Below are 14,206 nucleotides of genomic sequence, written 5' to 3'. Positions count from 1 at the left end.
GGCGGCGCATCAGTTGCGCGCCGGGAGACGGTTCCACATGGAACCCGCCCCGAACGGAGTCGTTGTCAGATCGTGTCCTCGTCCGTCGCCGACGTCAAAATCATGCCGCGTGGCGAGGAGCCGCGACGGCGGGTCTCGGGCTGGCTCGGGGCGATCGTCGTCGCCTTCGCGCTGATCTCCGCGCTCGTCACCTTTCTCGTCCTGTCGGGCGTTACGCCGATCGCCCCGGTGCATGAAGTCGTCATCGGCGTCTTCATCCTCAACGGCCTGCTGATTCTCCTGTTGCTGGTCATCGTCGCTTTCGAGGCCGCGGTGCTGGTGAGAGCAAGGCGGGCCGGAGCGGCAGCGGCGGGTCTGCATGTTCGTATCGTGGGACTTTTCAGCATCGTCGCGGCGCTGCCTGCGATTCTGGTCGCGGTCATCGCGACGATCACGATCGAGCGGGGATTGGAGCCCTGGTTCTCGGACCGTATGCGGGGTGCCATCTTCAAGTCGGTCGAGGTGGCGGACGCCTATGTCGCCGGCCAGTGCCAATCGCTGGGCCGCGAGATCAGGATCCTGTCGGACGATCTAGCTCGTGCCAGGCCGGCCTTCGAGACCAACCGGCAATGGTTCGAAACCTTTTTGACCGCACGGGCGACTGCGCTCGGCGTGCCCGTTGCCGCGATCATGCGCGGGCCTGACGACGTGGTCGTGCGCGCCAACATCAACGTGCTGCGCAATGCGCCAAAGCCCGAACAAGCCGCCTTCGAGGACGCTTTGTCCTCCCCCGAACCGATCTGCGTACTCCCCGCAACGGGGCGCGTCTTCGGTGCGCTGGTTAAATTGCCGGCCTATGAGAACAGCTTTCTGCACATCGCCCGCGAGGTCGATCCGCTCGCGGTCGAATTTCCGGCGGTCGCACGAGGGGCGGCTGCAGAATACCTTTCCATCGATGCTCGCCGGAAGGGCGTGCAGATCGCTTTCGCATCCATGTACGCGCTCATCGCGGTCATCCTGCTGCTGTCTGCGATCTGGCTTGGACTGAGCTTCGCGAATGCGCTGGTGGCGCCGATCAGGCGAATGATCCATGCGACGGACCAGGTTTCCAGCGGAAACTTCTATGTCCAGGTTCCGATACGCCGCTCGGAAGGCGATCTTGCCCATCTTGGCGAGACCTTCAACAAGATGACCGCCGAACTACGCCGGCAGCGCGACGGGCTGATTACCGCCAGCGACGTCATCGACCGACGACGGCGCTTCACCGAGACTGTCCTTTCGGGCGTATCGTCGGGCGTGCTCAGCCTCGACAGTGATGGCCATGTCACGATCGTCAATCGCTCGGCCGAATCGCTGCTCAGCACGGGCGGGCGGCTGCTCGGCGAGCCGATCGCGGCGGTCGCGCCGGAAATCGCGAGCTTCGTCGCAGAGGCACTTCAGGGTCGGCAGCGCTCGAGTTCGGGGCAGATCGCGATCACGCGCGGCGGGCGCGACCGCATGGTCAATGTCCGTGCGGTGCGCGAGGGGGAGGGGGCCGGTGCCGGCCTCGTCGTCACGCTCGACGACATCACGGATCTCGTGCTGGCGCAGCGGACCGCGGCCTGGGCCGACGTGGCCCGAAGGATCGCTCATGAGATCAAGAACCCGCTGACGCCGATCCAGCTTTCGGCCGAGCGCATCCGGCGCAAGTTCGGCAAGGTCATCCATGAGGACAAGGACATCTTCGACCAGTGCACGGCCACGATCGTGCGGCAGGTCGAGGATATCCGCCGGATGGTGGACGAGTTCTCGTCCTTCGCGCGAATGCCGAAGCCCTCGCTCGCCCGCGAGGACATCGTCGAGACCGTGCGCCAGATCGTGTTCCTGATGCGTGTGGGCAATCCGGAACTGACCATCTCGGAAAACCTGCCGGCTGTACCGGTTCTGGCGCAGTTCGACAGGCGGCTGCTCTCGCAGGCCCTGACGAACGTGATCAAGAACGCGACCGAGGCGATCGAGGCCGTTCCGATGGAGGAGCGGGGTCCGGGCCGGATCGAGGTCGCCTTCGAGCGGCAGGATGACGGCCGGATCGTCATCGACATCGTCGACAACGGCAAGGGCCTGCCGGCGGATCAGCGCCAGAAGCTGCTTGAGCCCTATATGACGACGCGCGACGGCGGCACCGGCTTGGGTCTCGCGATCGTCGGCAAGATCCTGGAAGACCATGGCGGCGGGATCGAGCTGCTCGACCGGGCCGATGCGGCCCAAGGCGTCCGCGGCGCCCGCATCCGGCTCTGGTTCCCGGAGGCTGGCCCGCCCGACGATATCACCCCTGCCGAGGAGACCGGCAAAAACGGCTCAAACGCCGCCAAACGCGACAAGCAGAATGAGATCCACGCATGAGCGCCGACATCCTGGTCGTTGACGATGAGGCCGATATCCGCGAGCTGGTCGCCGGCCTGCTCGAGGATGAGGGCTACCGCACACGCAAGGCCGGCTCGGCCGACGAGGCGCTGGCAGCGATCGCCGCGCGCCGGCCCAATCTGGTCTTCCTCGACATCTGGCTCCAGGGCAGCCGGCTCGACGGCCTGCAGGTGCTGGAACTGGTCAAGGAAAGCCACCCCGACCTGGCGGTGGTGATGATCTCGGGCCATGGCAACATCGAGACCGCCGTCTCGGCGATCAAGAGCGGCGCCTACGACTTCATCGAAAAGCCGTTCAAGGCCGATCGGCTCGTGCTTGTTGCGGAGCGGGCGCTCGAAGCGTCGCGGCTCAGGCGCGAGGTGCGCGAACTCAAGACGCGCTCGGTCCAGGCAAGCCGCATTGTCGGTCGCTCGACCACGGTCAACCAGTTGCGCCAGACGATCGAGCGCGTTGCGCCCACCAATGCCCGCGTGCTCATCACCGGTGCGCCGGGCTGCGGCAAGGAATTGGCGGCGCGTACGCTGCACGAGGCTTCCAGTCGTTCGTCGGCGCCGTTCATCGTGATCAACGCGGCGACGATCACGCCCGAGACGATGGAGGAGGAACTTTTCGGGGTCGAAGGCGGGGAAGGGCGCACGCGCCGGGTCGGGGCGCTCGAGGAAGCGCATGGCGGCTCGCTCTATATCGACGAGATCGGCGACATGCCGCGCGAGACGCAGAATCGCATCCTGCGCGTGCTCGTCGACCAGAATTTCCAGCGGGTCGGCGGCGCGACCCGCGTCCATGTCGATGTGCGGATCATTTCCTCGACCAGCCGCGACCTCGCCCAGCTTATCGCCGACGGGCATTTTCGCGAGGATCTCTATCACCGCCTGAGCGTCGTTCCCGTGCGGGTTCCGGCGTTGTCCGAGCGGCGCGAGGATGTGCCGGAGCTGATCGAGTTCTTCATGGACCAGATTTCAGTCGCGACCGGGCTGCCAAAGCGGCGGATCGGCTCCGACGCCATGGCGGTGCTGCAATCGCACGAATGGCCCGGAAACGTCAGGGAGCTGCGCAACAATGTCGAGCGGCTGATGATCCTGACCAAGGGCGATCCGACGGCCGATGTCACCATCGACATGCTGCCGGCCGAGGTCGGGGCGATGGTGCCGACGACGCCGTCAGGCTCGGGCGGGGAGCGGCTGATGAGCCTGCCGCTGCGCGACGCCCGCGAGATTTTCGAGCGCGAATATCTGATCGCGCAGATTGCGCGCTTCTCCGGCAACATCTCGCGCACGGCCGAATTCATCGGCATGGAGCGCTCGGCGCTCCACAGGAAGCTGAAGTCGCTCGGGGTCGGTTGATGCGTCGTCCGGCGCAGATTGCATGAGCGTCTGCACGATACGCAGGCTGATTGCGCAAATAGCGTGCGCTGCAACACTTGCTTTGTCGTATGGCTCGACGATCTAATGATCGATCGGTGTTTCGAAGCGATGTCTCCACGGCGGAGTTCGCGAACGGAACGAAATGGATCGCGGGCATGAACCCGATGAGCGATCCCAACAACAGGGGCTAACCATGGCCGCAGAGCGGGCACAAAACCTCCAGGACACGTTCCTCAACCACGTCCGCAAGCAGAAGATACCGCTGACGATCTTTCTCGTGAACGGCGTCAAGCTGCAGGGCGTCGTCACCTGGTTCGATAATTTCTGCGTGCTGCTGCGCCGCGATGGCCATTCGCAGCTGGTCTACAAGCACGCCATCTCCACGATCATGCCCGGGCACCCGGTCCAGCTGTTCGAGCCCGAGGAAGCGGACAAGGCCTGAACGTCGTGTCCGGCCGCAAGGGGGCGGAGGACGGCGAACCGGTCGCGAAACCGCTCGACGAGATCGAGCGGGAGATCGCGGCCAATACGCGCGCCTATGTCATCGGGCCCTATTCCCAGCGCCGGGGCGGCGCCGGGACGACCGAGGCCAATCAGCGCTCCTTCGCCGCCCGGCTCGATGAGGCGGTCGGACTCGCTGCTGCCATCGACCTGACCGTCGTCGAGCCGATCCAGGTGATGCTGACGGCGTTTCGCCCTGCGACCTATCTGGGCAAGGGCAAGGTCGAGGAGATCGCCGAGCGGATCAAGATCGAGGAGATCGGTCTCGTCGTGATGGATTGCGCGCTCTCGCCGGTTCAGCAGCGCAATCTCGAAAAGGCCTTCGGCTGCAAGGTCATCGACCGGACCGGGCTGATCCTCGAGATCTTCGGCCGGCGCGCGCGGACCCGCGAGGGCACGCTGCAGGTCGAACTTGCGCATCTCAACTACCAGAAGAGCCGGCTCGTGCGGTCCTGGACCCATCTGGAGCGCCAGCGCGGCGGCTTCGGCTTTCTCGGCGGCCCCGGCGAAACCCAGATCGAGGCGGATCGGCGCATCATCCAGGAGCGGATGACCAAGATCGAGCGCGATCTGGAGAGCGTCAAGCGCACGCGCGGTCTGCATCGTGCCAGCCGCAAACGCGTGCCTTATCCGGTGGTTGCGCTCGTGGGCTACACCAATGCCGGCAAATCGACGCTGTTCAACAGGCTGACCTCGGCCGAGGTGCTGGCGCAGGACATGTTGTTTGCGACCCTCGACCCGACGGCGCGCGCGCTGAAGCTGCCGCATGGCGCGCGGATCATGCTGTCGGACACGGTCGGCTTCATCTCCGATCTGCCGACGCAACTCGTCGCTGCCTTCCGCGCCACGCTGGAGGACGCGATCGAGGCCGATGTTCTGCTGCATGTCCGCGACGTCTCGCATGAGGATACGCAAGCGCAGGCCGCCGATGTGCAGGGCATCCTGCGCGATCTCGGCATCGATCCCGATGACGGACAGCGCGTCGTCGAGGTCTGGAACAAGTCGGACCTGCTCGACGAGGCCGAGCGCGAGCGACAGCTCGGGCTGGCCGCACTGAAGCCGGAGGTCTCGCGGCCCGTGCTGGTCTCGGCGCTGACAGGGGACGGGATCGGGCGCCTGACGGACGCGATCGAGGTTCGCATTGCCAAGAGCCGGCCAGTGTACCGGCTGATGCTGGCGCCTGGCGACGGCAAGTCGCTGGCCTGGCTCCATGCCAATGGCGAGATCCTGGACCGGGAGGATGCCGAGGACGGGGCGCTGAACCTGCTTGTCAGGCTGCCGCCGGAGCGGGAAGGGGCCTTTGGCGCGCGGTTTCCGGAGGCCGAACGGCAGGGTTAGACGCCGTTTGCCTTCTCTGCCCGCTTCACCGCCTGCCAGAGTGCTTCCATCTCGTCGAGTGTCGCATCCTTCGCGGCCCGCCCCTGCGCTTCGAGCGCCTGCTCGATGCCGCCGAACCTCCGTTCGAACTTGGCGTTGGCGGCGATCAGGCAGCCTTCCGGGTCGGCGTCGACATGGCGGGCGAGGTTGGCGACGACGAAGAGCAAGTCGCCGATCTCCTCTTTGATCGCCGCCTTGTCGCTGCAGGACATGGCTTCGTCGATCTCAGCCGTTTCCTCGCGGATTTTGTCGAGCACGAGACGCGCATCCTTCCAGTCGAAGCCGACTGTCGAGGCTTTCGCCTGCAGCTTCCAGGCGCGGGTGAGGGCGGGCAGGGTGTGCGGCACCCCGGCGAGCACGCCCTTGTCCTCGGTCTTCTCCGGCAGGCCGGCGGCCGCCCTCGCAGTCGCCTTGTCAGCTTTCTCCTGCGCCTTGATGGCGTGCCAGAGCGCCTTGACCTCGAGCGGTGACAGATCGCGCGCCTCGCCGAAGACATGCGGATGGCGGCGGATCATCTTGGTGGTGACCGTCTCGACCACGTCGGGGAAGGCGAAGGAGCCTTCCTCCTGCGCCAGCTGCGCGTGATAGACGACCTGCAGCAGGAGATCGCCAAGTTCGTCCTTGAGGTCGAGCCTGTCGCCGCGCGCGATCGCATCGGCGACCTCATAGGCCTCCTCGACCGTGTAGGGTGCGATCGAGGCGAAATCCTGCTCCAGATCCCAGGGGCAGCCACTGCCGGGCGTGCGCAGCGCGGCCATGATCTCGATCAGGCGGGAGATGTCGCGGGACGGCTTCAACGCTGCAAATCTCCTGCAAGTGAGGTAACTTGCTCCCATGATTCAGGTGACGCCGTCCATCGCGATCGACGAGAGCGAGATCGAGGAAAGTTTCGTGCGTGCCTCGGGGCCGGGCGGCCAGAACGTCAACAAGGTGTCGAGCGCGGTCCAGCTCAAATTCGACATCAGGCGCTCGCGTTCGCTGCCCAACGACGTCGCCATCCGCCTGATGAAGCTCGCCGGCAGCCGGCTGACGCTGGACGGGGTCATCGTCATCGTGGCGCAGGCGCAGCGGAGCCAGAAGCGCAACCGCGAGGAGGCGCTGGAACGCCTGCTGGAGCTGATCCGTGAGGCTGCGGTCAAGCCGCAGGTCCGGCGGCCGACGAAGCCGACCAAGGCCTCGAAGGAGCGGCGACTAGTTTCCAAGGACAAGCGCGCCTCGATCAAGGCAGGCCGCTCCAAGCCAGGTGACGACTAGTGGCGGAATTGTTCCGGGCGACGGCCGATCGAAAGCGACCTGAGCGGCGCCCTCCGCGCAAGATCAGCTTCGACTACCTCCAGCGCGCGGCGATGCACTATCTCGAACGCTACGCTGCGCCGTCGGCGCAGTTGCGGCGCGTGCTGCAGCGCAAGGTGCTGGTCAGTTGCCGGCATCATGGCGCCGAGCCCAGCGCATTCGATGCCATGCTCGACGAGGTCGTGGCGAAATGCGTCTCGTCTGGTCTCGTCGACGACAGGCGCTTTGCGGAAGCGCGGGCGGCGACCTTGCGGCGCAAGGGGCAATCGGCGCGAGCCGTGGCCGCGAGGCTTTCGGCGAAAGGTGTCGATCGCGATCTCGTGGCCCAGCACAGCACCGCGACCGAGGAGCAGGAACTTGCCGCAGCGCGCATCGCCGCCAAGCGCAAACGGCTCGGACCGTGGAGCCGTGGAGACCGCGCGGCCAGCCGTCAGAAGGATTTGGCCGCGCTGGCCCGAGCCGGCTTCGCAATGCAGATCGCCCGCACCGTGATCGACGGCGCGGGCGACGAGGCTCAGCTCTGACGGTGGCCGGGCAGGGGGTGTCGTAGCTCACTCCAGCCGGATATTGGCCTCGGCGACAACTTTCCCCCAGCGCGAAACCTCTGCCGAAACGAACTTGCCGAATTCCGGGCCGTAGAGATTGGGTATGGTCGAGCCGTTCTTCTTCCAGGCCTCGACGATCATCGGGGCCTTCAGCGCCTTGGCGATCTCCTCGCGCATCCTTGTCGCGATCGGCTCAGGCGTCCCCTTGGTCGCCCAGATGCCGTACCAGGTCGCGACCTCATAGCCGTCGAGGCCGGCCTCCTTGGCTGTCGGCACGTCGGGGAAGGCTTCGGCACGTGTCGGCGCCGCCACCGCAAGCGCGCGCAGCGAGCCGCCAGATATCTGTGCGGCCGATGAGCCGAGGCCGTCGAACATGACATCGACCTGGCCGGCGACCAGATCCTGCATGGCCGGGCCAGCGCCGCGATAGGGGACATGGGTCAGCGGGGCCTTCGCCAGCAGCTTGAAGAGTTCGCCGGCGAGATGATGCGTCGTGCCGTTGCCCGCGGAGGCGTAATTCAGCTTGTCGGGATTGGCCTTCGCGAAGGCGATCAGCTCGGCCAGCGTCTTGGCCTGCACTTTCTGCGGGTTGACGACGACGACCTGCGGCGGCTGGGAGATGACGCCGACGGGGATGAAGTCCTTCTCGATGTTGTAGTCGAGTTTTGGATAGAGCGCGGGCGCGATGGCGTGGTGCGCCGCGCCGATGAAGAAGGTGTAGCCGTCGGGTGCGGCCTTGGAGGCGGCGGACGCGCCCACCGTCCCGCCGGCCCCGCCGCGATTGTCGATGATGATGCGGTGGCCGAGCTGCTGTTCGAGCTGCGCCGCCAGCGGCCGCGCAAAGGCGTCGGTGCCGCCGCCGGCCGGGAATGGCACGATGAAGGTGATCGATTTCGTCGGCCAGCCCTGGGCGGCTGCCGGGGCCGCCAGCCCGGAAACAAGGGCTGTAGCGGCAAATGCGAGCAGCAGTCGGCGTGATATCGTCATGGAATGGTATTCCTCCGGGATTGATCAAAGCAGGCTCTTTGCGGCCGCTTCTTTGCGTCGCGATAACGTATCACGATTGCACTTCGACGGGATTAGGCCATTCGACCAAGGCTTTGGCAAGCTTGCCGCAGAAGCCGGTTTTGGAATGCCGTCGCGATTGACTTCGCGGGCGTGGCCGCCGATCAGGACCGTATGAGCCGCCTCGACAGTTTCATCCGCCGCATGCAGGCGCAGCGCCTCGTCCTCGACTGGGCTGCGGCAAGCATCGCCGGGCGGGCAGGGATCGTCCTCGAACTCGGGCTGGGGAATGGCCGTACCTACGACCATCTGCGCGAGATCCTGCCGGGCTGCGAGATCTACGCCTTCGACTTTGCGGCCAAGGCCAATCCGCGCTCTTTGCCCGCCGCCGACCGCCTGATCCTCGGCGACATGGCGTTGACGCTGCCTGCCTTCAGAGCGGTCCATGGCCGCTGCGCGGTGCTCGTCCATGTCGATGCCACGACCGGCCAGCCGGAGCGCGACGTCGTCGAACTGGCCTGGCTGCCGGGCCATGTGGCGGCGCTGGCTGCCGACGACGCGCTCGTCGTCAGCGGCTGGCCGCTGAACCATCCAACGCTGCGACCGTCGCACTGCCGGAGGGCGTGCCGGAAGGGCGGTACTTCGCGTATCGGCGGCTGGCGGGCGAGGCGAAGCGCTAGCCGAGCGCTGCTATCGGGAGGTGGGCTGGGGAATGTCGCCGGGCCGGTGTCGTACCCTGCAAGGTTGATTCGCATAAGACATATTATGGAACTAAACAGGATGCCTTTGAGGGCAGATGAGAAGTGCTTTCAGCCCGGCGCCGTCAGCGTCATCCCATCGAACGCGACTTCAATCCCGGCCCGCAACCTGTTGGAAAGGCTAGCATAATCGAGATCGGTGTGAAGGTTGGTCAGCACCGTGCGCTTTGGCTTCAGCGCTGCGATCGTGGCAAGCGACTGCTCCAGATGGAAATGGCTCGGATGCGGTGTCTCGCGCAGGCAATCGAGAATCAGCGTATCGAGGCCGACCAGCTCGTCGGCGGCCTGCTGCGGGAGCAGGCTGACGTCAGGCAGATAGGCCAGCGCGCCGAAGCGGAAGCCGAGCGCCTCGTAGTTTAGCCCATGTTCGACGGTGAACGGCATGGCGGCGATCGGGCCGCCCAGGCCTTTGATCTCCAGCGCCTGTCCGGCGGCGAGCGGGCGCATTTCCAAGATAGGCGGATAATAGCTGCCGGGCGGCGTCTCGAAAATGTAGCCGAAGCGGCTGGCCAAGGATTGCGAGGTACGCTCGTCAGCATGGACCGGGATCCGGCGGCGCATATGCAGCACCAGCGCGCGCAGGTCGTCGATGCCATGGGTGTGGTCGGCGTGGTCATGAGTAAAGAGCACCGCGTCGAGGCGGGTCACCTTCGCGTCGATCAGCTGTTCGCGCAGATCCGGCGAGGTATCGACGATCAGGCTCGTGGTGCCGCCGGGGCCGGAGCGCTCGACCAGAATCGAGCAGCGGCGACGGCGGTTCTTCGGCTCGGCCGGGTTGCAGGCACCCCAGCCCATGCCGGGACGCGGCACGCCTCCCGACGAACCGCAGCCCAGGATCGTGACGGTCAGCGCCATGCGGGCCTGCGTCTCATGCAACCTTGGCGACCGGCGCGGCGTGGTCCATCTTCCAGTAGCAGCGGCGGGCGTTGGCGCTGGTGATGCGGGCGATCTCGTCGAAACCGACACCGAACGTCGCTCCGAGAATCTTCGCGGTTTCAACGACATAGGAAGGTTCGTTGCGCTTGCCACGGAACGGCACCGGGGCGAGATAGGGCGCGTCCGTCTCGACCAGAAGCCGGTCTTGCGGGACCATGCGGGCGATGCGGCGCAAATCCTCGGATGTCTTGAAGGTCAGGATACCAGAGAACGAGACGTAGAGGCCAAGTTCGACTCCCGTAATGGCCAGTGCTTCGCCGGCGGTGAAGCAATGCAGGATGGCGGGGAAGGCACCCTTCCCCATTTCCTCGCGCAGGATCGCGATCATGTCGTCATCGGCCTGGCGGGAATGGATGACGAGCGGCAGCTGCGTGATGCGGGCGGCGGCGATGTGGACGCGCAAGCCCTGAGCCTGCGCCTCGCGCGGGCTCTTGTCGTAATGGTAGTCGAGCCCGGCCTCGCCGATGGCGACGCAGCGCGGATGCGCCGAGAGCGAGACCAGCTGCTCAGCCGTCACGTCCAGCTCCTCATGGGCGCCATGGGGATGCGTGCCGACGCTGCACCAGACCGAGTCGAAGCGCTCGGCAATCGCAGCATAGGCGGCAAAGCGCGCGACGCGGGTCGAGATCGTGACCATGCGCGAGACACCGGCGGCCTCGGCGCGCGCGACATAGGAATCGAGTTCGTCGGCGAAGTCCGGGAAGTCGAGATGGCAGTGAGTGTCGATCAGCATCAGGCGCCCTTGCCCGACGCGTCCTGGCCGGCCTCCGGCTCGACATAGCGCGGGAAGACGCCGGTGGGAGCGGGCAGTGCCGTGCCTGCGGTCAGCCGGCCGCCTTCGCCGAGCGCGGCAAAGCTGCGCGCATCGGCCGCGACGGCGAGCAGGTCGAGCAACTTGGCCATGGCGTCCGGCATCACCGGCTGGACGAGGATCGCGACCTGCCGGATCACCTCGGCGGTGACGTAAAGCACAGTGTCGCGACGCGCCGGATCGCTCTTGCTCAGGCGCCAGGGTTCGTTAGCGGCGAAATACCGGTTGGCCTCGGCCACGACGGCCCAGATTTCGGCGAGCAGAACATGCAGGGCGAAATCCGTCATCGCCGTGCGCGCCTTGGCAAGTGCGCCGTCGGCGAGCGCGAGCATTGCCTCATCGGCCTCTGCCAGCGTCCCGCAGACCGGCACCCGGCCCTCGCAGTTCTTGGCGATCATCGAGAGCGAGCGCTGGGCCAGATTGCCGAGATCGTTGGCGAGATCGGCATTGATGCGGCCGACGATCGCCTCATGGCTGTAGTTGCCGTCCTGGCCGAAGGAGACCTCGCGCAGGAAGAAATAGCGCAGCTGATCGACACCATAGGTATCGGCCAGTTCGAAGGGATCGACGACATTGCCGAGCGACTTCGACATCTTCTCGCCCTTGGTGAGCAGGAAGCCATGGCCGAAGACCCGCTTGGGCAGCGGCAGGCCGGCCGACATCAGGAAGGCCGGCCAGTAGACAGTGTGAAAGCGCACGATGTCCTTGCCGATGATGTGGACATCGGCCGGCCAGTAATGCGCGCGCGGATCCTCCGGATCGGGAAAGCCCGTCCCGGTGACGTAATTGTTGAGCGCGTCGACCCAAACATACATCACGTGCTTGGGGTCGCCCGGCACGGGCAGGCCCCAGTCGAAGGTCGTGCGGCTGATCGAGAGATCCTCGAGCCCACTCTTCACGAAGGAGACGATTTCGTTTCGGCGCGTCGGCGGCGAGATGAAGTCCGGCACCTCCTCATAGAGCTTCAGGAGCCGGTCCTGATAGGATTTGAGGCGGAAGAAATAGCTTTCCTCCTCGACCCATTCGACCGGCGTCCCCTGCCCGCCCAGCCGCGAGCCGTCAGCCAGGAGCGTGGTCTCCTCCTCGCCGTAGAAGGCCTCGTCGCGGACCGAGTACCACCCGGCATACTTTGCAAGGTAGATGTCGCCATTGGCTTCCATCCGCCGCCACAGTTCCTGCGTCGAGGGCAGATGGTCGGCGTCGGTGGTGCGGATAAAGCGGTCGAAGGAGCAGTTCAGCCGCTCCTCCATCTCCTGGAAGCGATGGGCGATGCCGTCGACATAAGCTTTCGGCTCGAGCCCGGCCTGCGCCGCCGTCCGCTGTACTTTCTGGCCGTGCTCGTCGGTTCCCGTCATCGCGAAGACGTCGTAGCCGTCGAGCCGCTTGAAGCGCGCGATCGCGTCCGACGCCACCATCTCATAGGCGTGGCCGATATGAGGCGGGCCATTCGTGTAGTGAATGGCGGTCGTCAGATAGAATTTCGGGGCCTTGGCCATCGTCGATCCGCGGGGTTCGCTTTGCGCTTCACGCTGCGCGCGAGCGGGCGACCGCATCCGACAGATCATGAAACATCGTCATCACGAGCGGGCGGCGGTCGAGATTGTAGGTTTCGACCTCGCGAGCGGCGCGCTCGAGCTTTTCCCATACCTCCGCCAGCGGTGCAAGGCGCGCCGGCCGTGCCGCCGCATGCGCATGAAGGTGGTCGGAGAGCCAGCTCTGCACCGTGTCGATCATCACGGCGAAATCACTCTCGCCGGCTTTTCCGGCGACGTCTTCCGCCAGCGCCAGCAACGCCGGCAGATCGAGGCGCGGCAATGCGTCGAGGCGGGCGCGCACGGCCTCCACCAGCGCCAGCGTCTCCGGATCGATATAGGTCAGGGCGCGCCTGACCGAGCCGTCCGCCAGAGTTGCCGCCCGGTCGATCGCCGACTCGTCGAACGGGCCGCCCATACGTTCGAGCGCGATGCGCCCGGCCTGCGCAACCTGCACCGCGTCCAGTGCCGAAAAGCTCAGTAGCCGGCAGCGCGAGCGGATCGTCGGCAACATCCGGCCGGGTGCATGGGAAACGATGAGGAAGAGCGCGCGCGCCGGCGGCTCTTCGAGCAGCTTCAGCAGGGCGTTGGCGGACGGCCGGTCCATGTCCTCGGCGGAGTCGACGATGCAGATGCGCCAGCCACCCTCGGCCGCGCTCGAACCGAAGCGGTCGAGGATGCGACGCACGGCCGGGATGGGAATGTTGCTGGTATAGCCCTTCCCATCTGTCTTCGGGATCCGGCGCAGGAGATGCAGGTCGGGGTGCGACTGCGCCATGATGCGCCGCGTCGCCGGATCGTCCGCCGGCATCGCTAACGTGTCCGTATGAGCGGCGCGTGCCAGCGGGTCGCCAGCCGCCAGCATAAAGCGGGCGACGCGATAGGCGAAGCTCGCCTTACCGATGCCTTCTGACCCGCCGAGCAACCAACCATGGTGCAGGCGGCCTGAACGGAGCGCGTCGAGAAAGGCGTGTTCCTGCACGCCATGGCCGACCAGAGCGAGCGTCTCGCGCGGATGCGGCGCGCTCGGCATGCGGTCCGGTTCGTCGCTGGTCTGGAGCATCAGGCGCTTTCGGTCATCGGCAGGCGCTGGCGCAGCGCGCCCCAGGCGTCATCGGCAAGGGCCTCGGGCGGCTGAGCGGCGTCGAGTATGACGCAGCGGCCCGGCTCGTCGGCGGCAATGGCGAGATAGGCCTGGCGCAGGGTGCGGTGGAAGGCAAGCGCCTCGCTCTCGAAGCGGTCGCTGACCTCGCCGGGCGCCCGGCGGCGGGCGGCGCGGGCCAGCCCAATCTCGGGCGGCAGGTCGAGAATGAATGTCAGGTCAGGGACCAGGCCGTCGATGGTGACGCGTTCCAGTTCGGCCAGCAGGCCCTTGTCGATGTTGCCGAGCACGCCCTGATAGGCTCGGGTCGAATCGATGAAGCGGTCGCAGATCACCCAGTCGCCGCGCGCCAAAGCGGGGCGGATGAGCCGGTCGATATGGTCGATCCGCGCGGCGGAAAACATCAGCGCCTCGACGAAGGGACCATGCGGCTTGACCGCCCCCGACAGGATGGTCTCGCGGATCGCCTCGGCCCGCGGCGAGCCGCCGGGTTCGCGCGTCAGCTCGACCTTGACGCCTTGCTTGGCCAGACGCTGCGCCAGGACGCGCGCCAGCGTCGATTTGCCCGCGCCCTCCCCACCTTCGAGCGTCATGAAACGA

General features: G+C 66.2%; 14 protein-coding genes. 7 read left to right on the top strand and 7 right to left on the bottom strand.

Translation table 11 applies throughout. From position 1 onward, the window contains the following. Positions 1-72: 72 nt before the first annotated feature. From AXW83_RS07490 to hflX, 4 genes are all read left to right on the top strand, one after another. Positions 73-2,361 (top strand): sensor histidine kinase NtrY-like, encoded by a 2,289-nt coding sequence (locus AXW83_RS07490; RefSeq protein ID WP_335339341.1) that lies wholly within the window; start codon positions 73-75, stop codon positions 2,359-2,361. Beyond that, positions 2,358-3,725 carry a nitrogen assimilation response regulator NtrX gene (gene ntrX / locus AXW83_RS07485; RefSeq protein ID WP_066611993.1) on the top strand — a complete coding sequence of 456 codons (1,368 nt, stop codon included), beginning with the start codon at positions 2,358-2,360 and terminating at the stop codon, positions 3,723-3,725. Before AXW83_RS07490 ends, ntrX begins: the two co-directional genes overlap by 4 nt. A gap of 214 nt (positions 3,726-3,939) precedes the next feature. Then, complete coding sequence (hfq, locus tag AXW83_RS07480) at positions 3,940-4,188, top strand: RNA chaperone Hfq (protein ID WP_066611991.1); 249 nt, start codon at positions 3,940-3,942, stop codon at positions 4,186-4,188. 5 nt (positions 4,189-4,193) lie between these two features. Further along, positions 4,194-5,585, top strand: coding sequence for a GTPase HflX (gene hflX, locus AXW83_RS07475; protein WP_066611989.1), 1,392 nt, complete (start codon positions 4,194-4,196; stop codon positions 5,583-5,585). Here the strand turns inward: hflX and mazG are convergent. Further along, positions 5,582-6,421, bottom strand: coding sequence for a nucleoside triphosphate pyrophosphohydrolase (gene mazG / locus AXW83_RS07470; RefSeq protein ID WP_066611987.1), 840 nt, complete (start codon positions 6,419-6,421; stop codon positions 5,582-5,584). The genes hflX and mazG overlap by 4 nt on opposite strands. A gap of 37 nt (positions 6,422-6,458) precedes the next feature. Between mazG and arfB the strand changes: the two genes are divergently transcribed. Both arfB and AXW83_RS07460 read left to right on the top strand, forming a co-directional pair. Continuing rightward, complete coding sequence (gene arfB / locus AXW83_RS07465; RefSeq protein WP_066611983.1) at positions 6,459-6,878, top strand: alternative ribosome rescue aminoacyl-tRNA hydrolase ArfB; 420 nt, start codon at positions 6,459-6,461, stop codon at positions 6,876-6,878. After that, positions 6,878-7,441: a regulatory protein RecX gene (locus AXW83_RS07460; protein ID WP_236841851.1), complete on the top strand. Its 564-nt coding sequence runs from the start codon at positions 6,878-6,880 to the stop codon at positions 7,439-7,441. The genes arfB and AXW83_RS07460 overlap by 1 nt, the downstream gene beginning before the upstream one ends. A 27-nt stretch (positions 7,442-7,468) precedes the next feature. On the opposite strand, the gene AXW83_RS07455 is transcribed toward AXW83_RS07460, so the two are convergent. Then, positions 7,469-8,449, bottom strand: a complete 981-nt coding sequence (locus AXW83_RS07455; protein ID WP_066611981.1) for a Bug family tripartite tricarboxylate transporter substrate binding protein — start codon at positions 8,447-8,449, stop codon at positions 7,469-7,471. Positions 8,450-8,641: 192 nt separating this feature from the next. Here AXW83_RS07455 and AXW83_RS26460 point away from each other — a divergent pair, with 192 nt between their 5' ends. Beyond that, on the top strand, positions 8,642-9,355 hold the full coding sequence (locus AXW83_RS26460; RefSeq protein ID WP_335339340.1) for a class I SAM-dependent methyltransferase: 714 nt from the start codon (positions 8,642-8,644) through the stop codon (positions 9,353-9,355). Here the strand turns inward: AXW83_RS26460 and AXW83_RS07445 are convergent. Genes AXW83_RS07445 through tmk form a run of 5 tightly spaced genes read right to left on the bottom strand, consistent with a single transcriptional unit; the run spans position 9,277 to position 14,199 of the window. Then, on the bottom strand, positions 9,277-10,080 hold the full coding sequence (locus AXW83_RS07445; protein ID WP_066611975.1) for an MBL fold metallo-hydrolase: 804 nt from the start codon (positions 10,078-10,080) through the stop codon (positions 9,277-9,279). The two genes, AXW83_RS26460 and AXW83_RS07445, sit on opposite strands and share 79 nt — an antisense overlap. 13 nt (positions 10,081-10,093) lie before the next feature. After that, positions 10,094-10,894, bottom strand: a complete 801-nt coding sequence (locus AXW83_RS07440; protein ID WP_066611973.1) for a TatD family hydrolase — start codon at positions 10,892-10,894, stop codon at positions 10,094-10,096. Continuing rightward, complete coding sequence (gene metG / locus AXW83_RS07435) at positions 10,894-12,468, bottom strand: methionine--tRNA ligase (protein ID WP_066620047.1); 1,575 nt, start codon at positions 12,466-12,468, stop codon at positions 10,894-10,896. Before metG ends, AXW83_RS07440 begins: the two co-directional genes overlap by 1 nt. 28 nt (positions 12,469-12,496) lie before the next feature. Beyond that, the gene (locus AXW83_RS07430; protein ID WP_066611971.1) at positions 12,497-13,567 is read right to left on the bottom strand and encodes a DNA polymerase III subunit delta'; all 1,071 of its coding nucleotides are present in this window, start codon (positions 13,565-13,567) and stop codon (positions 12,497-12,499) included. After that, on the bottom strand, positions 13,567-14,199 hold the full coding sequence (tmk, locus tag AXW83_RS07425) for a dTMP kinase (RefSeq protein WP_066611970.1): 633 nt from the start codon (positions 14,197-14,199) through the stop codon (positions 13,567-13,569). Before tmk ends, AXW83_RS07430 begins: the two co-directional genes overlap by 1 nt. Between the last annotated feature and the right edge of the window lie 7 nt (positions 14,200-14,206).

The organism is Bosea sp. PAMC 26642, from assembly GCF_001562255.1.
Lineage (GTDB): Bacteria > Pseudomonadota > Alphaproteobacteria > Rhizobiales > Beijerinckiaceae > Allobosea.
Note: the sequence above shows the minus strand (reverse complement) of the source record. Positions and strands in the feature narration are given on the sequence as shown.

What these genes read in the sequence shown, in the direction of transcription:
- hfq (WP_066611991.1), top strand. Translation starts at nt 3,940, where the DNA reads ATGGCCGCAGAGCGGGCACAAAACCTCCAGGACACGTTCCTCAACCAC.
- metG (WP_066620047.1), bottom strand. Translation starts at nt 12,468, where the DNA reads ATGGCCAAGGCCCCGAAATTCTATCTGACGACCGCCATTCACTACACG.
- AXW83_RS26460 (WP_335339340.1), top strand. Translation starts at nt 8,642, where the DNA reads ATGAGCCGCCTCGACAGTTTCATCCGCCGCATGCAGGCGCAGCGCCTC.
- AXW83_RS07440 (WP_066611973.1), bottom strand. Translation starts at nt 10,894, where the DNA reads ATGCTGATCGACACTCACTGCCATCTCGACTTCCCGGACTTCGCCGAC.
- arfB (WP_066611983.1), top strand. Translation starts at nt 6,459, where the DNA reads ATGATTCAGGTGACGCCGTCCATCGCGATCGACGAGAGCGAGATCGAG.
- ntrX (WP_066611993.1), top strand. Translation starts at nt 2,358, where the DNA reads ATGAGCGCCGACATCCTGGTCGTTGACGATGAGGCCGATATCCGCGAG.
- AXW83_RS07445 (WP_066611975.1), bottom strand. Translation starts at nt 10,080, where the DNA reads ATGGCGCTGACCGTCACGATCCTGGGCTGCGGTTCGTCGGGAGGCGTG.
- AXW83_RS07430 (WP_066611971.1), bottom strand. Translation starts at nt 13,567, where the DNA reads ATGCTCCAGACCAGCGACGAACCGGACCGCATGCCGAGCGCGCCGCAT.
- AXW83_RS07455 (WP_066611981.1), bottom strand. Translation starts at nt 8,449, where the DNA reads ATGACGATATCACGCCGACTGCTGCTCGCATTTGCCGCTACAGCCCTT.
- tmk (WP_066611970.1), bottom strand. Translation starts at nt 14,199, where the DNA reads ATGACGCTCGAAGGTGGGGAGGGCGCGGGCAAATCGACGCTGGCGCGC.